Here is a 16,660-nt window from a genome sequence, read left to right on the forward strand (position 1 = left end):
ATTATCTCCTTCTTCTTCTCTTTGGCGGCAAGGCTTCCTGTACCCAAGTCAGGCAGTCATCAATCAGATGTTGCTGGGATGGTTCAGATTTTGATTTTTGATACAGCACCTTTTGCCACTGGGATTCATTGGGAATAAACAGCGGTTTACTGATTTGCTCATCTAGAAAGGCATACCAGTCATGTCCGGTTAAATGGGCAATTTCCTGACGAGGGAAGTAACTCAGACATGCTTGTCTGACCAACTCCATTGCATCGGACGGAGTGACATAACCATGTGAGGGTTGCAGTAATCGTAATGCTACTTTTTTGGGGGCAACTCGTTTGCGTTTCCAAATTATGAGCCAAGTGATCAGCAGTACGATCACAATCACGCATCCGATGAGGCTTAGCCAACCCCAGGCCAGCGGCCACCACGAAGGGGCGTCCGGTAGGTGCAGGGGCTGAAGGTCAAGTAAATCTGAGATCGATTGTGCCATTTAATAACTTCCGGATAGTTGTTTCAGCAAAGGTGAATCACTCGAAAGTCGAGTATAGGAAATTCCTAAAGACCGACAGAGTAATTCTAGCCTATCTTTCTGAGATTCAAAGGCTTTTCTGATTCCTGCCCGAGTCTGCTTTGCTGAAAAATTGAGCCACCGGCTTTGTTGTTGGTCAGCGACAAATTCAATGCCCCGAAAATCAGTATCCCCCTGCTCAAGTGGGTCATAAATATGGATCATCCGAACCTGATTGTGGCGACGGAGCTGATTAAATTGCGGTTTGAGGTCATCGTTATAACGGGTGTAGTCACTGATCATAATCACGTCACTTCCTTTGGGTGACAAGCGATTCAAGGCAGTCAGGCTCTCTGACATTGAAGGAACGGCTGCTCCGGCATCGTTGATTGGCGTCTGATTGAACTGTAACTGTTCTTTGTGACTGTCAATGATGGTTTGCAGGAGTGCCAATACACCGGGTTGGTGACTTTTGGGTTTTATATCGATCAGGCGATATCCCAAATCAATTAAGGCCCCGCAGCGATCTTTCTGGGCAAGAGACATCCATGCCAGTAACGCTGCCATATGTGCCGCTTGAACCGACTTCAGGAGCAAACGGGATCCCATATGCATCGTTGCACTTAAATCAATATAAAGAATCACTGGTTTTTCTCGCTCTTCACTGAAAAGCTTGGTGTGTGTTTTCCCGGTCCGGGCTGTGACCCGCCAGTCAATGGTACGGATATCGTCACCGGGCTGATAACGGCGCACTTCAGAAAAATCCATCCCGCGGCCCAAGCGACGACTCTGATATTGTCCTGACATGGTTGACCACAGGCTTTTCGCCGGTGGCAGCCAAGCCGCGCAGTGCTGTTTATACACCAGCAACTCTTCTAAGCATAAAGTGACGCCATTACTATTAGCTGGCAGTTCCATCCTCATCCCTCATCGTTTCTGCTGAATCATGATGTCTTGGTGTCATCAGGCACTGCCAACCAGAGACAAAATATGGTTGATAATCTGATTCGGATGAATGCCTTCGGCTTGCGCCTGATAGCTCAGCAGCAGACGGTGACGCAGCACAGGAAACGCCATGCTTTGAACATCTTCAGGGCTGACGAAGTCGCGTCCCGCAAGCCAGGCACTTGCCCGGGCACAGCGATCCAGAGCGATGGTTGCCCGGGGGCTGACGCCCATTTCAAGCCACTGTTTGAGTTTGTCGTCATATTTTTCTGGCTGTCGTGTTGCCATCACCAGACGGACGATATATTGCTCGATGCTTTCTGCCATATGAATGTCCAGCACGGCTTGCCGGGCACTGAAAATATCTTCCTGAGACAGCTTATTCGGCTGTTGCGGTTTAACGCCTTGTGCTTCACCACGGTTGAGACGCAGAATCGATAGCTCACTCTCTGCATCGGGATAATCAACATGGAGGTGGAGTAAGAAACGGTCCAGTTGCGCTTCCGGCAGCGGATAGGTGCCTTCTTGTTCTATCGGGTTTTGAGTGGCCATCACCAAAAAAAGTTTGGGGAGTGCATAAGTTTTCCGGCCTGCCGTCACTTGTCGTTCGGCCATTGCTTCGAGCATGGCGGCTTGCACCTTGGCCGGTGCACGGTTAATTTCATCGGCTAACAGCAGTGAATGAAATACAGGGCCGGGCTGGAACTGGAATTCCCCCGTTTCCGGGCGAAAGATATCGGTTCCGGTTAAATCGGCCGGCAATAGATCCGGTGTGAACTGAACCCGATGAAAAGACCCTTCGATGCTGTTGGCCAGTGATTTGATTGCTCTTGTTTTCGCCAGTCCCGGCGGGCCTTCAACCAAAATATGTCCATCGGCCAGCAAAGCGACCAACACCTGTCTCACCAGTGCTTCCTGACCAATAACCTGACTGTTTAAGTAGTGTTGTAACTGTTGAAAAGCGGTTGCTGATTGCATGACCCGTATTGCTCCAATTTTTGGGATTGATAAAACATTTGTTGTGCGATGGCTTAACGACTTCTCGATTAGTTTAACAAAAGCCAGAAAAGTTCACTTTTACCGATAGATGGCTTCACTTGTTTGCGAAATAGCGGTTTAAAGCAAATCATAAAAGTATTAGGTATGCCATTCACTATTACTGAGGCGATGAAGTATACTACACGGCTGATATTTGTCGGAGCGAAGCCCGCGCCACAAATCTCAGCCAGAATCTATGAACTTTGAGGTCGTATTGCACCGTATGTTGCTGATAATTTCAACCTCAAAGTCTGAAAGATAAATCGGCCCGCAGTCCGTGTTGCCATGTGTTCGGTCATGTATCCGGCAATGTTTTGCAATCATGGCATCACCTTGTAGTGGGTGTTTGAGACACCCTCAGCGATAGCGGGCAGCCGTAAAAATTATGAAGGCAATAGTTATGTTTTTCGATGCAGTGAGTATTAAGAAAAAAGTGATATGGAGTATGGCATTCGCCGTACTCGCATCAACTGTCGTTGTGGGCGGGATTGCCCAGTACCAGTCCAGAGATGTTTTGGAACATCGTCTGGTGGATATTGAATTACCATCGTTTTTGGATGGCATCCGCCATCAAATCGACCGGGATATTTCGGAGCTATTGTTGGCTGCGGAGCAGCTTGCAAATAATGAGTTCGTCAAAGCAACGATTCGTACAACCAATGTTGACCCAAAGTCAGAAAAAGTATTAATCCAGCAATTGAACAACCTCAAACAGCAATATCATCTGAATGATGCCTCCGTTGCCAACCGCAAAACAGCCTATTATTGGAACCAAAAAGGCTTTTTACGCCAGCTCGATCGCCAACAGGATCAATGGTTTTATCAGTTTGTAGCGTCCGGAAAACCGACGATGGTGAGCATGTTCCAAGAACCGAACGGTGATGTGAAGATGTTTGCCAACTATCAGTCGGTTGAGAACGGGACGTTATCCGGAATGTCAAAGTCGATGGATGACATGGTGCGCCTGCTTAACGGATTCCGGATTGAAGATTCTGGTTTTGTGTTTCTGACGGATGCACAAGGTAATGTGAAAATCCATCCGGACAAGTCGCAGTCGGCTCAGACATTATCGAATATTTATGGTGCCAAGGCTGCGGAATTACTCGGTAAGGATGGCTTCCATCTGATTGAAACGCAGTACCAAAATGAAGACGTTTTTGTGGCGAGTGAATACATTCCATCGATGCACTGGTACGTGATTGCATCTGTACCGAAGCGTGAAATTTATGCGGAAATGAATCATGCCGCGCAAAATATGATGTTGGGTACTGCGGTGATTGCCGCGCTATTTATTTTTATGAGTGTGCTGCTGGCAAATAGCATTACCAAACCGATTCGGCAGATTGCGGCCCGTTTTGCTGCGCTTGGCAAAGGTGATGGTGACCTCTCTCAGCGGATTGAGATTGTCGGTAATGATGAAATCACGCAGCTCTCACTCGGCTTCAATGACTTTATCGAGAAAATTCATCAATCAATGCAGGAAGTGGCGTCGACGAGCCGGACTTTGTCATATGAGTCTCAAGTGGTCGCAGAAAAAGCCCATCTGACACATGATAACAGTCAGAGCCAGCGTGATCAGACCATCCAAGTGGTGACCGCGATGAACGAGATGGGGGCCACTATTAGTGAGATTGCATCGAACGCTGCGATTGCCGCTTCAACGGCCAATGATGCATCGGTGAGTAGTGACTCGGGGCAGGTCGTGGTGAAGCAGGCTAAAGATGCGATTCACCGGTTGGCTGAAGATATGCAAAATTCTGCGCAAGTGGTTGAAAAACTGGCAGCAACCACGCAGGAAATCGGTTCGATTCTGGCTGTGATTCATGAGATTTCTGATCAGACTAATTTATTGGCACTGAATGCTGCGATTGAAGCTGCGCGTGCAGGTGAGCAAGGCCGAGGTTTCGCAGTCGTGGCTGAAGAGGTACGTAATCTCGCTGGCCGGACAGCGGCTTCAACAGAGCAGATTCAAGTGATGATGACGCAATTGAAAAATGATTCGGCCAATGCCGTGCAGGCCATGCATGCCGGACAAGAGAAAACGCAAGAAGGGGTGGCGGCTGCTGAAAGTACCGTGGAACAATTACGCCAGATTTCAGAGCGAATCTACGAGATCACCGATAGGAATACACAGGTGGCGACAGCCACTGAAGAGCAATCGGTCGCGGTACAGAGTATCAATGAGAACATCGAAGAAATTAATACGATTAATGAACTGACGACAACAACCTCAGAGGAACTGGCAGAAGCCAGTCGCGAACTGAAAACCCTTTCTGAACGTTTGGATCATTTAGTCGGTGGTTTCAGACTCTAAATGTTGAGGAATGCTTGTTGAAGGGACAGGCATATGCGATTGTTCGTTGCGATTGATTTGGTCGGAGAGCGGATCAATCGTGGCAATCGTATCACTGCTGGAGTACACCGCCAGAGCGCTGTTGAGAGAATCGAATGGTGTGGTGTGAATTGTATCAGTCCGCAGCTGGAGCATTTATCGGGAGCAGTGTACACTCGCAAAAAGTGAGCCTGTGACAGACAATAAACAGAGGTAATGTATGAACGATTTCGAACAAGAACTCGCTGCACTGGCAGAACAGGATGGTGGTCAGGAAGAAGCCAAGCTGCCTTCTTTGGATGAACAGAAAGCCATTGTGGCAAAGCTGAAAGAGTTAGAAGCAAAAGGGGAACTGACGCCCGAAGTGTTAGAAGAATATTTCGGTCAGTATGCCGCAGATGCCGGGGTTCCGATCCATTAGACCGACTTGCCCCATGATTGAACAGGTTGCTCAATCTGTTCAATCATGCGTGAAAGAAAACCAATATAATTAAAAAGCACTGACAGAGCCGCCCATCATCGAGTCGGACCGTCCGTTTTATTGCGAATACAGGAGAAGTGACGTGTTTCATCATATTACCCCTTATGCGGGGGATCCAATTCTGTCCCTTATGGAAACGTTTATGGCGGATAGTCGCCCTGACAAAGTGAATTTAAGCATTGGTCTTTATTATGATGAAGCGGGTCAGATTCCGACTTTGCCAAGTGTTCATCGGGCAGAGCAGGCATGGTTTTCCGCAGATAGAGAACCTTGTATTTATTTGCCGATGGAAGGGATTGCCGACTATCGACAAGCGGTTCAAACCTTAGTCTTTGGTGCGGAACATCCGGCGGTCCATGACAAGAGAGTTGCCACTATCCAGACTTTGGGTGGATCCGGTGCGCTCATGATTGGTGCTGACTTCTTACATCGTTATTTTCCGGAATCAAAAGTGTGGGTGAGTCATCCGACTTGGGAAAATCATAATGCAATTTTTGAAGGGGCAGGCTTTACTGTCGGCAGTTATCCGTATTTTCATCCTGAAACGCGGATGCTGGACTTCAGCGGTATGATTGAGACGCTATCACAATTGCCAGCGAAGGATATCGTTCTGTTACACCCCTGTTGCCATAATCCGACCGGGGTTGATTTAACACCGGAACAGTGGGATCAGGTGATCGATATCCTTGAATCGCGACAGTTGATTCCATTTTTTGATATGGCTTATCAGGGATTTGGTGAAGATACAGCTCAGGATGCTTATGTGATAAGAGCCTTGGCTAAACGGACATCGGTTTCGTTTTTTGTCAGTAACTCGTTTTCAAAGATCTTCTCTCTGTACGGTGAGCGGGTCGGTGGTTTGTCCATTGTTTGTCATGATGCGCAAGAAACGGTGAATGTGCTGGGACAATTGAAAGCGACCGTTCGACGGAACTATTCAAGCCCGGCGAAACATGGTGCGGTACTGGTATCCCGCGTGCTCAACGACCCTGAGTTAAATGCCCAGTGGCTTGCAGAGGTAGGCACGATGCGTGAACGAATCGCAACGATGCGTCAGCAGCTACACCAGCGTTTACAGACATTGTGTCCGGAGCAGGATTTCGATTTTCTGATTCAGCAAAAAGGGATGTTCAGTTATACCGGTTTCTCAGTTGAGAGTGTGCACTTATTACGACAACAGCATGGTATCTACCTGATTGATAGCGGACGGATGTGTCTGGCTGGATTGAATGCGCATAATCTTGAGCAAGTCGCGCTGGCATTTGCTGCTGTGGCAGATAACCGTAAAAAATAAGATAACGTCACCGTGAGCAGATACGCGTTTAATGGAGTGACGGGAGTGTATCTGCCAAACTGTCGAGTGTTTTGTGGAGCTCAGTCATCGGCTGAGCACCATTCAGCAACATATGTTGTTCGATAATCATTGCCGGCACCGCCTGTATTCCGGCTTCTAACCACTGTTTTTCCGTTTGCACTACCGCAGACGACCACCCCGGATCAGTGAGTACCCGCTGACAATCTCTGCGATCTAGCCCCTGAGCGACGGCGATATCGAGGAGTGTGTCGTTATCATCCATGACTTTCCCTTCCTGAAAATAAGCCAGAAAGAGTGCTTTCTGAAAAGGTGTTTGCTGCTGACTGCGAGCGGCCCACATTATTAACTGATGAGCTTTGCGTGTATTATAAATACGCATGTTCTCGGTAAACTGAAAATGAATCCCCAACGCATTGCCAAGTTCAGTGATCTTGTGCTGGCTCAGCTGTCGCTGTTGTGCGGTCATTTGATATTTTGTCTGTAGATGCTGATTGAGTATTTCACCGCCCGCAGGCAAGGTTGGGTTGAGTTCGAAAGGATGCCAGTGGATCTCCGGCTGAAGATGTTTATCCACGCGGAGTTGCTCGAGCACCTTCTCCAATCGTGTATAACCAATGAAGCACCAAGGACAGACAAGATCCGATAAAATATCGATACGCAGCTTCTTCATTGAAAGTCTCCAGAATCCTACCGATAGTTTTTAGGGGCTGTTGACCTTTCGTGATGGTTTTTTGCAGCAATTTGTCGTGCATTTAGCCAAGTCAGGTCATGTGAAGTGTAGCGATCTACATGAACCATGACCTAACGCTGGATAAATGAGCGACAAATGCTGCCCAAAGGGTTCATCTGAACGAGTCTTGCTCTTTGTTACGGGTCATTTGCTTAGGATAGCTAAGCGGCATGCCCCGCGCCGCGATCAATACCCGTTCAGATTGAACAAAATTAAACCATGAAAGATCAATAGCCCCTAGTATACCGATGGTTCTGTATTCAAATCGAGTCGTCTACTTAACAAGATGATATGAAAATGATGCAAAAAAGTGATCACAATGTAATTTTTAAGCGCTTTAACGTAAGCAATGGTGTTTTGTCGTCCGAAAATTTGAACAATTTGAACAAAAGGACGAAAGAAAAATACCTCTCGGGCGATAGGCAACGAGAGGCATAAATGGCGCGTTTATATGTGTTAAGCGAAGGGAACTTTGAATTCCTTTAAATCTAGTTGACGATTGCTCATTCGGCAAATTTTTTTGTCAGATATTGATTGTTTTTTGTATAACCCACTGTTATTTATCAATAATTTTAATCTTGGTTTGGCTGGAATTACCATGCCAAATTGAAGCGATAGTTTGATTTAGGTCGGTTATTAACGATATTGGTGATGTTGAATGCGTAAAAACTGATTTACAACAACATCTTGCTGGACGGAGCACCCTAGTATGAAAGCGCCATATCTGATGGCAACACTGTGGGGTGTTCATTCTTTAACCAGTGAGAGTTATATTATGGAAAGTCTGATAGATCGCTTTCTGCATTATGTATCATTTGATACACAATCCAACCCATACCGGAACTGCTGTCCAAGCACTGCCGGGCAGAAAAAATTAGCACAAGCAATATATGATGAATTACAAGCGCTTGGGCTTAGTGATGTAACACTGGATGTTCATGGTTATGTCATGGCTAAACTGCCGGCAAATGTTGACGGTGAGATTCCATCGATCGGATTTATTGCACATCTGGACACATCTCCGGATGCTTCAGGTAAAAAAGTTGTTCCTCAGATTGTTGAAAACTATCAGGGGGGAGATATTGCATTGGGGCGGGGAGATGAAGTGTTGTCTCCGATTCAGTACCAAGAATTACACCAACTGCATGGGTACAATTTAATCACTACCGATGGAAATACGCTGTTAGGCGCAGATGATAAAGCGGGTGTCGCCGAGATCATTACAGCGATGAAGGTGTTGCTGGAACATCCGGATATCCCGCATGGCGAAATTTGTATTGCCTTTACGCCCGATGAAGAAATCGGCCGCGGCGCTGATCTGTTCGATGTTGAAAAATTCGGGGCTCAGTGGGCCTATACGGTTGATGGCGGACCCGTCGGTGATTTGGAATATGAGAACTTTAATGCTGCTACAGCACATGTCACTTGTTATGGTGTTTCGGTTCATACCGGAACCGCAAAAGGCAAGTTGGTGAATGCCATGAACATTGCGGCTCAATTCCAGATGATGATCCCGACCGATGAGGCACCGGAGCATACCGAAGGATATGAAGGTTTTTACCATTTATCTTCCGCGAATATGGGCATTGCCCGTAGCGAGTTGACCTATTTACTGCGAGATTTTGACTCACAAGGACTAGAGCAGCGAAAAGCACAGATGAAAGATTGGGTTGGTACACTCAACCATCAATTACATCGCGGCCGGGTTGAACTCGAGATTACGGATAGTTATGCCAATATGAAGCAAGTGATTGCGTCCAATCTACATATTATTGAGATTGCCAAAGATGCAATGAATGATTTGGGGATTGCGCCGCAAATCAAGCCGATCCGCGGCGGTACGGACGGCGCGCAGCTTTCTTTCAAAGGTTTACCGTGCCCGAATTTATTTACCGGCGGTTATAATTTTCACGGCATTCATGAATTTGTGACCATTGAAGGGATGGAACAAGCGGTAAAAGTGATTGTGAAAATAGCGGAAAAAACCGCACTGACTTACCGGAGATAAGTCGGTAGCAACGTACAATATCATGATGATTTATTGGCCCTTTGATATGCTTTCGTCTTTTGAAGTGTGTCAGTTGTTTCGGGTTTATTACTCTACATTATGAAAAAACTCAGATAAACTTGCAGTCGTTATATATACCCAAGTCATCGATGAGATTGAGCAATCTGCACAGAGGCGGCATGGATTGATTCAAACCACGGTCTTATCGATGATTGGGAATACGCATACAGAGTCTTCAAAAAGATCAATTCTGTTTTTGTGATGTTTGGTTGTGAGAGAGATGCATGGACTATTTAAACAACGTGCTGGATTATCTGTTGTTCCATAAGCTACTGTTTAGCGTCATTATCATTGGTTTTATTCTAATGATCCGCCGTACTGCGCTTGCCCTGATTCGGGGCGACGGTGCATTTATTACCGAAAAACAGCGTAAGTGGATGTCTCAGACCAAGAATGGTACGTTTGCCGCGCTGTTGGTTATCGGATTCTTCTTGTGGAAAGAAGAAATCAATGAGTTTGCTTTGTCAGTGACTGCGATTGCGGTTGCGATTGTTGTGGCATCAAAAGAGATCATTTTATGCTTTACCGGTTCGATTCAACGGGCAAGCTCTCGCTCTTTTCGGATTGGGGACTGGATTGAAGTCGGTTCGTTATGCGGTGAAGTGATTGAACACAATATGATGGCGACCGTTATTCAAGAGATTGATTTGGGCGGAGGGCTCTACCACTACACCGGAAAAACCGCGACGCTGCCAAACAGTATGTTTTTTACCTATCCCGTGAAAAATCTGAATTTTATGAAGCGCTATGTGTTTCATAATTTTGAAATTGTGGTGCGTGATTTCGTGAACTTATATACGATGCTTCCTCAGTTCCGTAAGCGAATCGAAGTCCATTTTGAGCATTTTATTGAGGTCGCACGTCGCTACAATCTGATGATTGAGAAACATGCCGGGGTAGATTTGCCGGGGGCAGACCCGATGATTCATATTAGCAGCACCGCGACTGGTGAACAGAAAGTCCATGTGATGATTTTCTGTCCGACTGAGCGGGCTCATGAACTTGAACAGTTGATTCGGGCTGATTTCATGAATATTTACGATGAACTGTTCTCCAATCAAACCGAATCTGCTCAGCAACATGATGTCTCTGATATTGCCTGATATTACATCTCCAGTTTGTGCGTTTTCTTAACCTGAATCCCTAACCGCTTTGCTAACCGGGTCAGATTGGCCCGGTCAGTTTGGAGTAATCTACCGGCTTGTGCCCAGTTATAATCTGACTGAATTAACGCTTCTTTTACCAGTTGTCGCTGAAAATCGTCGGTTGCCTGTCTGAGTCCGCCACTCATCGCAATGTGTGTGGATGCGGTTATTTCAGCATTGTTTTGCATCTCTGGTGTGCTGATAGGCAAGTTTTCTAAAACGCCGACATCCGTTAATGTAATTGTGGTCAGTGTTTGTTGGGATTGACTGGCTCTGGCCTTTAAAGCCGCTCGATTGATCACATGCTCCATTTCCCGGACATTCCCCGGCCAGTTGTATTGGATCAGGTAATCAAGCACATCTTGTCCCAGTTTCAAATGGGCGATGCCAAGCTTACGTCTGGCTTGTTCAAGAAAGTAACCCGCCAGCAAACTGACATCACCTCTGCGTTCTCGGAGCGGTGGAACATGTATCGGATAAACACTGAGACGGTGGTATAAATCAGCCCGGAAGCGACCGGCTTCCACTTCTTGTTTTAAGTCGCGGTTTGTTGCTGCAAGCACCCGGACATCAATGTGTTGTACGCGATCCTGACCGACGGGCTGAATCTCATTATTTTGTAATGCTCTAAGCAACTTACTCTGAGCTGCAAGCGGAAGCTCACCAATTTCGTCAAGAAAAAGAGTGCCTTCGTGGGCCAGTGCAAATTTACCGAGCCGGTTTCTGTCGGCACCGGTAAATGCGCCTTTAATATGACCGAACAACTCACTTTCAATCAGGTTTTCGGGAATGGCGGCACAATTGACATAAACCAGCGGTTGCCGTTTTCTGGCTGACAGATGGTGTATCCGTCTGGCAACCAGCTCTTTGCCGACACCCGTCTCACCGAAAATCAGGATATTAAAATCGGATGACGCGACGACGTCTATCTCATCATGCATTGATTGCATCACACGGCTGGTGCCGATGATATCACTGCGGTCTCTTTCCCAGCCTTCTTCATTCAGTTCTTGCAACCGCTGTTGTGTCTGACGAGCTTGTGTTTCTAACTGAGAAAAAGTCAGCGCCATTTTCAGTGTTGATGCAGCAATCGCTGAAAGCACTTCCAAATGGCGGGCCGGGATATGCGTAAATACGCCCGTTTTCAAACTGTCTAAAGTCAGAACACCGAGTAACTTTTCGTCAAAAATCAGGGGTAATCCCATGCAGGAATGAATCGGAACATCACCGTCGTGGTGCAGCAGCAACCCATCGAATGGATCGGGAAGTGTACAGTCGGCATCAAACCGAACAGCCTGACGGGCTGTGCAAATTTGCTGGAAACGCGGGTGCTCTTCAATCATAAAGCGCCGTCCGAGTGTGTCTTTGGTCAAGCCTTGCATCGCCAGAGGAATCAGCGTATCACCTTGACGGGACATCAGGGCGACACAATCACAGGGGATAACTTTACGGATCGTTTCCAGCAGACGGTTGAATCGATTTTCATCATTGAGACCACCGGCAAGATCAATGGTCATTTCAGCGAGTGTTGACAGGGTTGTAATCGAAAAATTTTGCATAAGATGAAGGCAGTTTTTTGTCCATTCTAATGGCTAAATGAGTGGATGAGAAGAGTGAGTCTCGTGAGCGATACAAGAATGGGTTGTGTTAAGCGAAGATGTTGGCGGATGGTCGTATTGTGAAATGAAAATTACATCGCAAGGATACAGGGCGGCGCTTGAAACCAGAATGTCGAGACAAAAAATTAGCCAGCATACAACGCTGGCTATTTTTTAAAAGATTCTTGCCTAAAATATTTAATTATAGGACTTTGATGTTTTCAGCTTGAGGGCCTTTTTGTCCTTGCGAAATGACAAACTCAACAGTTTGACCTTCAGCTAGGGTACGGAAACCGTCACCTTGGATAGCGCTGAAGTGAGCAAAAACATCGGGACCATTTTCTTGTTGGATGAAACCAAAACCTTTAGTTTCGTTGAACCACTTTACAGTGCCAGTCACTGTGTTAGACATAATATATTCCTGGTAAATCAAAGTAAAACTAAGCCGATATCGGCCATTCTAGCGTGGAAAAGTAGATTGCTATTGCGTACAGAACGACCGGGGAGTTACAAAAAATCCAACAAGACGTTATGGTAAACAAAGAACTGCTTCCTAGCCTTATGTGAGTGTAGAGTAATCTTAGGGGTTGTCAATCAAATTATTGCGGTTAAACCTAAATGTCCTTGATATTTTTGATCGTTTTAGATTTTACTGGGATTTTATTTTCATTGTTACATTATTATTTTTAATGAAATCATAAAATACATTTTTTTACTTTTAACCGATTGACATGTCAATACAATGACTCACAATACGTTGCTTTTTTATTCACCACTATATGAGAGAAGTGTTTCAAATGAAAAAAGAAAAGAGAAATCAGATTGCCACTCAGTCTGATGATGTTGAGATTCAACGCGGTACCATTACCGATAATGCACTGAAAGCGTTAGTTACCAGCCCCGTATTTAAGATGCGAGTCGAAAAACCGAAGAAAGGGAAGGGAAGCTTCCAGCGTAAAGCAAAACATCAGGTACGGGAGCCCTATGCAAAAGCTGCATGATGTTGCTTTTGCATAGGGTTTCTTCATCGCTGTTGGTTTACAGTGCATGGTGAATTCTTTCAATAGACTATATTTCAATAGGCTATAGTTGAGAAAAGAGCAGTGTGGAGGACACGAAACATTGCTCCTGTTTCTGTCGTATTTCGTTTTCGCGACCTTTCACATCCGACAAGGGGTTCAACATGGCAGTGACACTCTTTTGGCTGGAAAAATCAATGCTGGCACTGGGTATCATTCTGATCGTCATGAGTATGATTCGTTACGGTAAGAGAAGTCAGGATTGGCGAGGCGTTGCTACAATGTTCTTTAAACGTATTCCAATGACGATTGAAGAATATCGTCGTTATCGTTTTGGTGTGGCATTGGTTGTGCTCGCCGTACTACTGCGGATTGTCACTCTGACACTATGGCCGACAGCATAAGTTGTACCATCAGGTCACAGAACGCATAAAGATTTGTCAGTTTTTGAGCGCTTTATCGCTTTGTGTCTGTAGATGTTGAATTCCCGTATACACTTTTAATGATGAAAGAAAAAGGTAAGGCCGATTATGGCGTTTTCAGTATTAATATGTGATGACTCAGCATTAGCAAGAAAGCAAATTGCGAGATCATTACCAGACTTCCTGAATGCCGAAGTGCATTTTGCGGTTCACGGCTTAGACGCGTTGGAGCAGCTCAAACAACAGTCGTTTCAGTTGATGTTTTTGGATTTGACTATGCCGGAACTGGATGGTTTCGGCACGCTAGAAGCGATGCAGGAGACGGGGAACCAAACGCCGGTGATCGTGGTTTCCGGTGATATTCAGCCTAAAGCGCAAGAACGTGTTCTCGGGCTGGGAGCCAAAGCTTTTATCCAGAAGCCGATTGCAGCGGATGTACTGAAAAAAGTGCTGAGTGAGCTGGTCGAACCGCCCACTCAACCGACGGTTGTCACTCCGGGAAAGATCGAATATCCGATCCTGAAGCGCCGCGACATTTATATGGAAGTTGCCAACGTATCTATCGGGCGGGCTGCGGATGCTTTAGCTCGTTACTTTGATGTATTTGTCGAATTGCCACTGCCCAATGTCAATATCTTTGAAGTCAGTGAATTACACATGGCACTACGGGATCTGGTCGATAATGATCAGGTTTCAGGGGTCTGTCAGGGATTCAGTGGGGAAGGGATTGCCGGTGAAGCATTGGTTCTTTTAAGTGATTCCAGTGTCTCTGAACTGAAGCGATTAATGAATATTCCGGCTGACAGTGATGATCTGGAAGAGCTAGAGCTCCTGATGGATGTGTCCAACATTTTGGTGGGTTCTTTCCTCAACGGTCTCGGTGAACAGGCTGAAATTCGTTTTTTCCAAAGCTCCCCCGTATTACTCGGACAACACATTCCGATTGAATCCGTGATTCGTTCTACAGCGGGTTCATTCCAGAAAACGATGACCTTTGAGGTCAGCTATAACATTGAAGGTACGGCCATTCGTTGCGATCTGCTCTTCATGTTTGTCGATGAGTCTCTACCGCTCCTGGATAACAAACTGGCCTACCTGATGGAGGATTTTTAGTCATGAGTCTGCCTGCTGAATTTGAACAGTTCCACTGGATGGTGGATATGGTTCAAAACGTTGATCTCGGACTGATCGTGATTGATAAAAACTATGAAATTCAGGTCTGGAACGGTTTTATGACCCACCATAGTGGCAAACAACCCCACGAAGTGATTGGTCGTTCATTGTTCGAGGTTTTTCCTGAGATTGCACCGGATTGGTTTAAATTAAAAACGAAACCTGTTTACCATCTTGGTTGTCGTAGTTTTATCACTTGGCAACAGCGGCCCTATTTATTTAAATGCCGTAATGTTCGTCCAGTGACGCAACAGTGCGATTTTATGTATCAGAATGTCACCCTGAACCCAATGAGAACACCGACTGGTGAGGTCAATTCGGTTTTTCTGTCGATTCAGGATGCAACCGCAGAGGCACTAATAGCCCAGCGATGTGAGTGTTAGATTCTCAATTCAAAAAATAAAAGAATTCTCCCATGACAATGACGAATGTATTTTATTCGACCCAACAGGTCCGTATTGGTGAATGCAAAGCTGCGAGTGCCAAAGGACTGGAAATGTACAGTCTGATGGAACGTGCCGGACAGGCGGTTTTCGCGATAGGGATGGCACAATATCCCAGTTCTGAGCACTGGCTCATCTGTTGTGGTGGCGGTAACAATGGTGGCGATGGCTATATTGTTGCGAGCTTGGCGAAATCAATCGGATTGTATGTGACAGTCTGGCAAGTCGGTGACCCTGAGACACTGACCGGCGATGCACGGATGGCCTACGAACATTGGCAAAACCATGGGGGCAATGTCTCAGAACCTCAAGATCGTGTTCCGGATAGTGTCGATGTGGTGATTGATGCCTTACTGGGTACCGGGCTCAGTGGTCCGGTTCGGCCGGGCGTGCTCTCATTGATTGAAACACTCAACCAAAGTATGAAGCCTGTGATTGCCGTTGATATTCCTTCCGGCTTATGCGGGGATACCGGCAGTGTACTGGGCGGAGCGATTATTGCAGAACACACCGTCAGCTTCATTGGATTGAAACAGGGGTTAGTGACCGGGAAATCACGGGAGTATGTCGGCGAACTGCACTTTGCCGGGTTGGGGGTGGAAGATGCCTTCGATCAACAAAATCATCCGACGGTTACGGCGATCCACACCAAAATGCCGGGTCAGATGTTACCCAAACGGCTTGCCACCTCACATAAGGGAACGCATGGCAAAGCATTGCTCATCGGTGGCAATGACGGTATGGGGGGAGCCATTATCTTGGCCGCGATGGCGGCAGCCAGATGCGGTGCGGGAATGACCGCAGTCTTATGTCATCCACATAATGTGACACCTTTATTGGTGAGCGCTCCGGAAGTGATGAGTGCTTGCTGGGACAAAGCGCATGCGATTGAACGACGACTAAAATGGTGTGATGTACTGACTGTGGGGCCGGGGCTGGGACGAGATGAGACCTCTTTTGCTATCTATCAAGCGGTCCAGAATCTTGAAAAACCAAAAGTAGTTGATGCCGATGGCCTGTATTTTTTGATGCAGCAACCGAATCAAGACCCGTTGCGGGTGATCACGCCCCATCCGGCTGAAGCTGCACAATTGTTGCAAGTCTCAGTTGAAGAAATTGAAGCGGACCGATATGCCAGTGTGCAGGCACTGCATCATCAGTATGGTGGTGTGGTTGTTCTGAAAGGTGCGGGAACCTTGGTGTATGACGGCAAGCAGATCTCAGTCTGTATGGCTGGAAATCCCGGTATGGCGAGCGCGGGGATGGGCGATGTTCTGGCGGGTGTAATCACGTCACTGATCGCGCAGGGGTTACCTTTGGTCGAAGCGACTCAACTGGGGGTTCTTATTCACAGTATGGCTGCGGATCAAAACTCAGAATCGTATGGTGAACGGGGGCTGCTTGCCAGCGATTTACTTCCTCATTTACGTCAGTTAGTGAACCACTGAATCATCG

17 protein-coding genes are annotated in these 16,660 nt (G+C 46.5%); 11 read left to right on the forward strand and 6 right to left on the reverse strand.

The features are described 5' to 3' along the window. Window position 1: 1 nt before the first annotated feature. The 3 genes from BSQ33_RS21040 to BSQ33_RS21050 are packed head-to-tail and all read right to left on the reverse strand — an operon-like array spanning window position 2 to window position 2,419. A complete protein-coding gene (locus tag BSQ33_RS21040; RefSeq protein WP_021021845.1) occupies window positions 2–478 on the reverse strand; it encodes a DUF4381 domain-containing protein in 477 nt (158 codons plus the stop codon). Then, window positions 479–1,420, reverse strand: coding sequence for a DUF58 domain-containing protein (locus BSQ33_RS21045; protein ID WP_027694420.1), 942 nt, complete (start codon window positions 1,418–1,420; stop codon window positions 479–481). Between the two features lie 39 nt (window positions 1,421–1,459). Beyond that, window positions 1,460–2,419, reverse strand: a complete 960-nt coding sequence (locus BSQ33_RS21050; RefSeq protein WP_088135233.1) for an AAA family ATPase — start codon at window positions 2,417–2,419, stop codon at window positions 1,460–1,462. A gap of 460 nt (window positions 2,420–2,879) precedes the next feature. Between BSQ33_RS21050 and BSQ33_RS21055 the strand changes: the two genes are divergently transcribed. From BSQ33_RS21055 to BSQ33_RS21065, 4 genes are all read left to right on the forward strand, one after another. Next, window positions 2,880–4,793: a methyl-accepting chemotaxis protein gene (locus tag BSQ33_RS21055; protein WP_088135234.1), complete on the forward strand. Its 1,914-nt coding sequence runs from the start codon at window positions 2,880–2,882 to the stop codon at window positions 4,791–4,793. Between the two features lie 33 nt (window positions 4,794–4,826). Then, window positions 4,827–5,000 (forward strand): hypothetical protein, encoded by a 174-nt coding sequence (locus tag BSQ33_RS21735; protein WP_021021849.1) that lies wholly within the window; start codon window positions 4,827–4,829, stop codon window positions 4,998–5,000. Between the two features lie 31 nt (window positions 5,001–5,031). After that, a complete protein-coding gene (locus BSQ33_RS21060; RefSeq protein WP_021021850.1) occupies window positions 5,032–5,232 on the forward strand; it encodes a chromosome segregation ATPase in 201 nt (66 codons plus the stop codon). A gap of 142 nt (window positions 5,233–5,374) precedes the next feature. After that, window positions 5,375–6,586 carry an aromatic amino acid transaminase gene (locus BSQ33_RS21065; RefSeq protein WP_088135235.1) on the forward strand — a complete coding sequence of 404 codons (1,212 nt, stop codon included), beginning with the start codon at window positions 5,375–5,377 and terminating at the stop codon, window positions 6,584–6,586. A gap of 28 nt (window positions 6,587–6,614) precedes the next feature. On the opposite strand, the gene BSQ33_RS21070 is transcribed toward BSQ33_RS21065, so the two are convergent. Further along, window positions 6,615–7,277 carry a DsbA family oxidoreductase gene (locus BSQ33_RS21070; RefSeq protein ID WP_088135236.1) on the reverse strand — a complete coding sequence of 221 codons (663 nt, stop codon included), beginning with the start codon at window positions 7,275–7,277 and terminating at the stop codon, window positions 6,615–6,617. Window positions 7,278–8,112: 835 nt separating this feature from the next. Between BSQ33_RS21070 and pepT the strand changes: the two genes are divergently transcribed. Together pepT and BSQ33_RS21080 are read left to right on the forward strand one after the other, a co-directional pair. After that, complete coding sequence (gene pepT / locus BSQ33_RS21075; protein WP_088135329.1) at window positions 8,113–9,345, forward strand: peptidase T; 1,233 nt, start codon at window positions 8,113–8,115, stop codon at window positions 9,343–9,345. Window positions 9,346–9,629: 284 nt separating this feature from the next. Next, window positions 9,630–10,508 (forward strand): mechanosensitive ion channel family protein, encoded by an 879-nt coding sequence (locus BSQ33_RS21080; RefSeq protein WP_088135237.1) that lies wholly within the window; start codon window positions 9,630–9,632, stop codon window positions 10,506–10,508. Window positions 10,509–10,510: 2 nt separating this feature from the next. On the opposite strand, the gene norR is transcribed toward BSQ33_RS21080, so the two are convergent. Further along, window positions 10,511–12,109 carry a nitric oxide reductase transcriptional regulator NorR gene (gene norR / locus BSQ33_RS21085; RefSeq protein WP_088135238.1) on the reverse strand — a complete coding sequence of 533 codons (1,599 nt, stop codon included), beginning with the start codon at window positions 12,107–12,109 and terminating at the stop codon, window positions 10,511–10,513. Between the two features lie 241 nt (window positions 12,110–12,350). After that, window positions 12,351–12,560 (reverse strand): cold-shock protein, encoded by a 210-nt coding sequence (locus BSQ33_RS21090; RefSeq protein WP_027694422.1) that lies wholly within the window; start codon window positions 12,558–12,560, stop codon window positions 12,351–12,353. 385 nt (window positions 12,561–12,945) lie between these two features. Between BSQ33_RS21090 and BSQ33_RS21095 the strand changes: the two genes are divergently transcribed. The 5 genes from BSQ33_RS21095 (at window position 12,946) to BSQ33_RS21115 (ending at window position 16,653) form a co-directional block, all read left to right on the forward strand. Further along, window positions 12,946–13,149, forward strand: coding sequence for an alternative ribosome-rescue factor A (locus BSQ33_RS21095; RefSeq protein ID WP_021021856.1), 204 nt, complete (start codon window positions 12,946–12,948; stop codon window positions 13,147–13,149). Between the two features lie 182 nt (window positions 13,150–13,331). Beyond that, the gene (locus BSQ33_RS21100; protein WP_021021857.1) at window positions 13,332–13,571 is read left to right on the forward strand and encodes a hypothetical protein; all 240 of its coding nucleotides are present in this window, start codon (window positions 13,332–13,334) and stop codon (window positions 13,569–13,571) included. A gap of 126 nt (window positions 13,572–13,697) precedes the next feature. Beyond that, window positions 13,698–14,702 carry a response regulator gene (locus BSQ33_RS21105; RefSeq protein WP_021021858.1) on the forward strand — a complete coding sequence of 335 codons (1,005 nt, stop codon included), beginning with the start codon at window positions 13,698–13,700 and terminating at the stop codon, window positions 14,700–14,702. Between the two features lie 2 nt (window positions 14,703–14,704). Next, window positions 14,705–15,145 carry a PAS domain-containing protein gene (locus BSQ33_RS21110; RefSeq protein WP_021021859.1) on the forward strand — a complete coding sequence of 147 codons (441 nt, stop codon included), beginning with the start codon at window positions 14,705–14,707 and terminating at the stop codon, window positions 15,143–15,145. 32 nt (window positions 15,146–15,177) lie between these two features. Further along, window positions 15,178–16,653, forward strand: coding sequence for a bifunctional ADP-dependent NAD(P)H-hydrate dehydratase/NAD(P)H-hydrate epimerase (locus BSQ33_RS21115; RefSeq protein WP_021021860.1), 1,476 nt, complete (start codon window positions 15,178–15,180; stop codon window positions 16,651–16,653). The last annotated feature ends 7 nt before the right edge of the window (window positions 16,654–16,660 follow it).

Origin of the sequence: Vibrio gazogenes, from assembly GCF_002196515.1 — a bacterium.
Lineage (GTDB): Bacteria > Pseudomonadota > Gammaproteobacteria > Enterobacterales > Vibrionaceae > Vibrio > Vibrio gazogenes_A.

Excerpts from the sequence above, each read along its gene's own strand:
- BSQ33_RS21735 (WP_021021849.1), top strand. The coding sequence starts at position 4,827 with ATGCGATTGTTCGTTGCGATTGATTTGGTCGGAGAGCGGATCAATCGT.
- BSQ33_RS21110 (WP_021021859.1), top strand. The coding sequence starts at position 14,705 with ATGAGTCTGCCTGCTGAATTTGAACAGTTCCACTGGATGGTGGATATG.
- BSQ33_RS21055 (WP_088135234.1), top strand. The coding sequence starts at position 2,880 with ATGTTTTTCGATGCAGTGAGTATTAAGAAAAAAGTGATATGGAGTATG.
- BSQ33_RS21090 (WP_027694422.1), bottom strand. The coding sequence starts at position 12,560 with ATGTCTAACACAGTGACTGGCACTGTAAAGTGGTTCAACGAAACTAAA.
- BSQ33_RS21060 (WP_021021850.1), top strand. The coding sequence starts at position 5,032 with ATGAACGATTTCGAACAAGAACTCGCTGCACTGGCAGAACAGGATGGT.
- BSQ33_RS21040 (WP_021021845.1), bottom strand. The coding sequence starts at position 478 with ATGGCACAATCGATCTCAGATTTACTTGACCTTCAGCCCCTGCACCTA.
- BSQ33_RS21045 (WP_027694420.1), bottom strand. The coding sequence starts at position 1,420 with ATGAGGATGGAACTGCCAGCTAATAGTAATGGCGTCACTTTATGCTTA.
- BSQ33_RS21095 (WP_021021856.1), top strand. The coding sequence starts at position 12,946 with ATGAAAAAAGAAAAGAGAAATCAGATTGCCACTCAGTCTGATGATGTT.
- BSQ33_RS21105 (WP_021021858.1), top strand. The coding sequence starts at position 13,698 with ATGGCGTTTTCAGTATTAATATGTGATGACTCAGCATTAGCAAGAAAG.
- pepT (WP_088135329.1), top strand. The coding sequence starts at position 8,113 with ATGGAAAGTCTGATAGATCGCTTTCTGCATTATGTATCATTTGATACA.
- BSQ33_RS21050 (WP_088135233.1), bottom strand. The coding sequence starts at position 2,419 with ATGCAATCAGCAACCGCTTTTCAACAGTTACAACACTACTTAAACAGT.
- BSQ33_RS21070 (WP_088135236.1), bottom strand. The coding sequence starts at position 7,277 with ATGAAGAAGCTGCGTATCGATATTTTATCGGATCTTGTCTGTCCTTGG.
- BSQ33_RS21080 (WP_088135237.1), top strand. The coding sequence starts at position 9,630 with ATGGACTATTTAAACAACGTGCTGGATTATCTGTTGTTCCATAAGCTA.
- BSQ33_RS21115 (WP_021021860.1), top strand. The coding sequence starts at position 15,178 with ATGACAATGACGAATGTATTTTATTCGACCCAACAGGTCCGTATTGGT.
- norR (WP_088135238.1), bottom strand. The coding sequence starts at position 12,109 with ATGCAAAATTTTTCGATTACAACCCTGTCAACACTCGCTGAAATGACC.
- BSQ33_RS21100 (WP_021021857.1), top strand. The coding sequence starts at position 13,332 with ATGGCAGTGACACTCTTTTGGCTGGAAAAATCAATGCTGGCACTGGGT.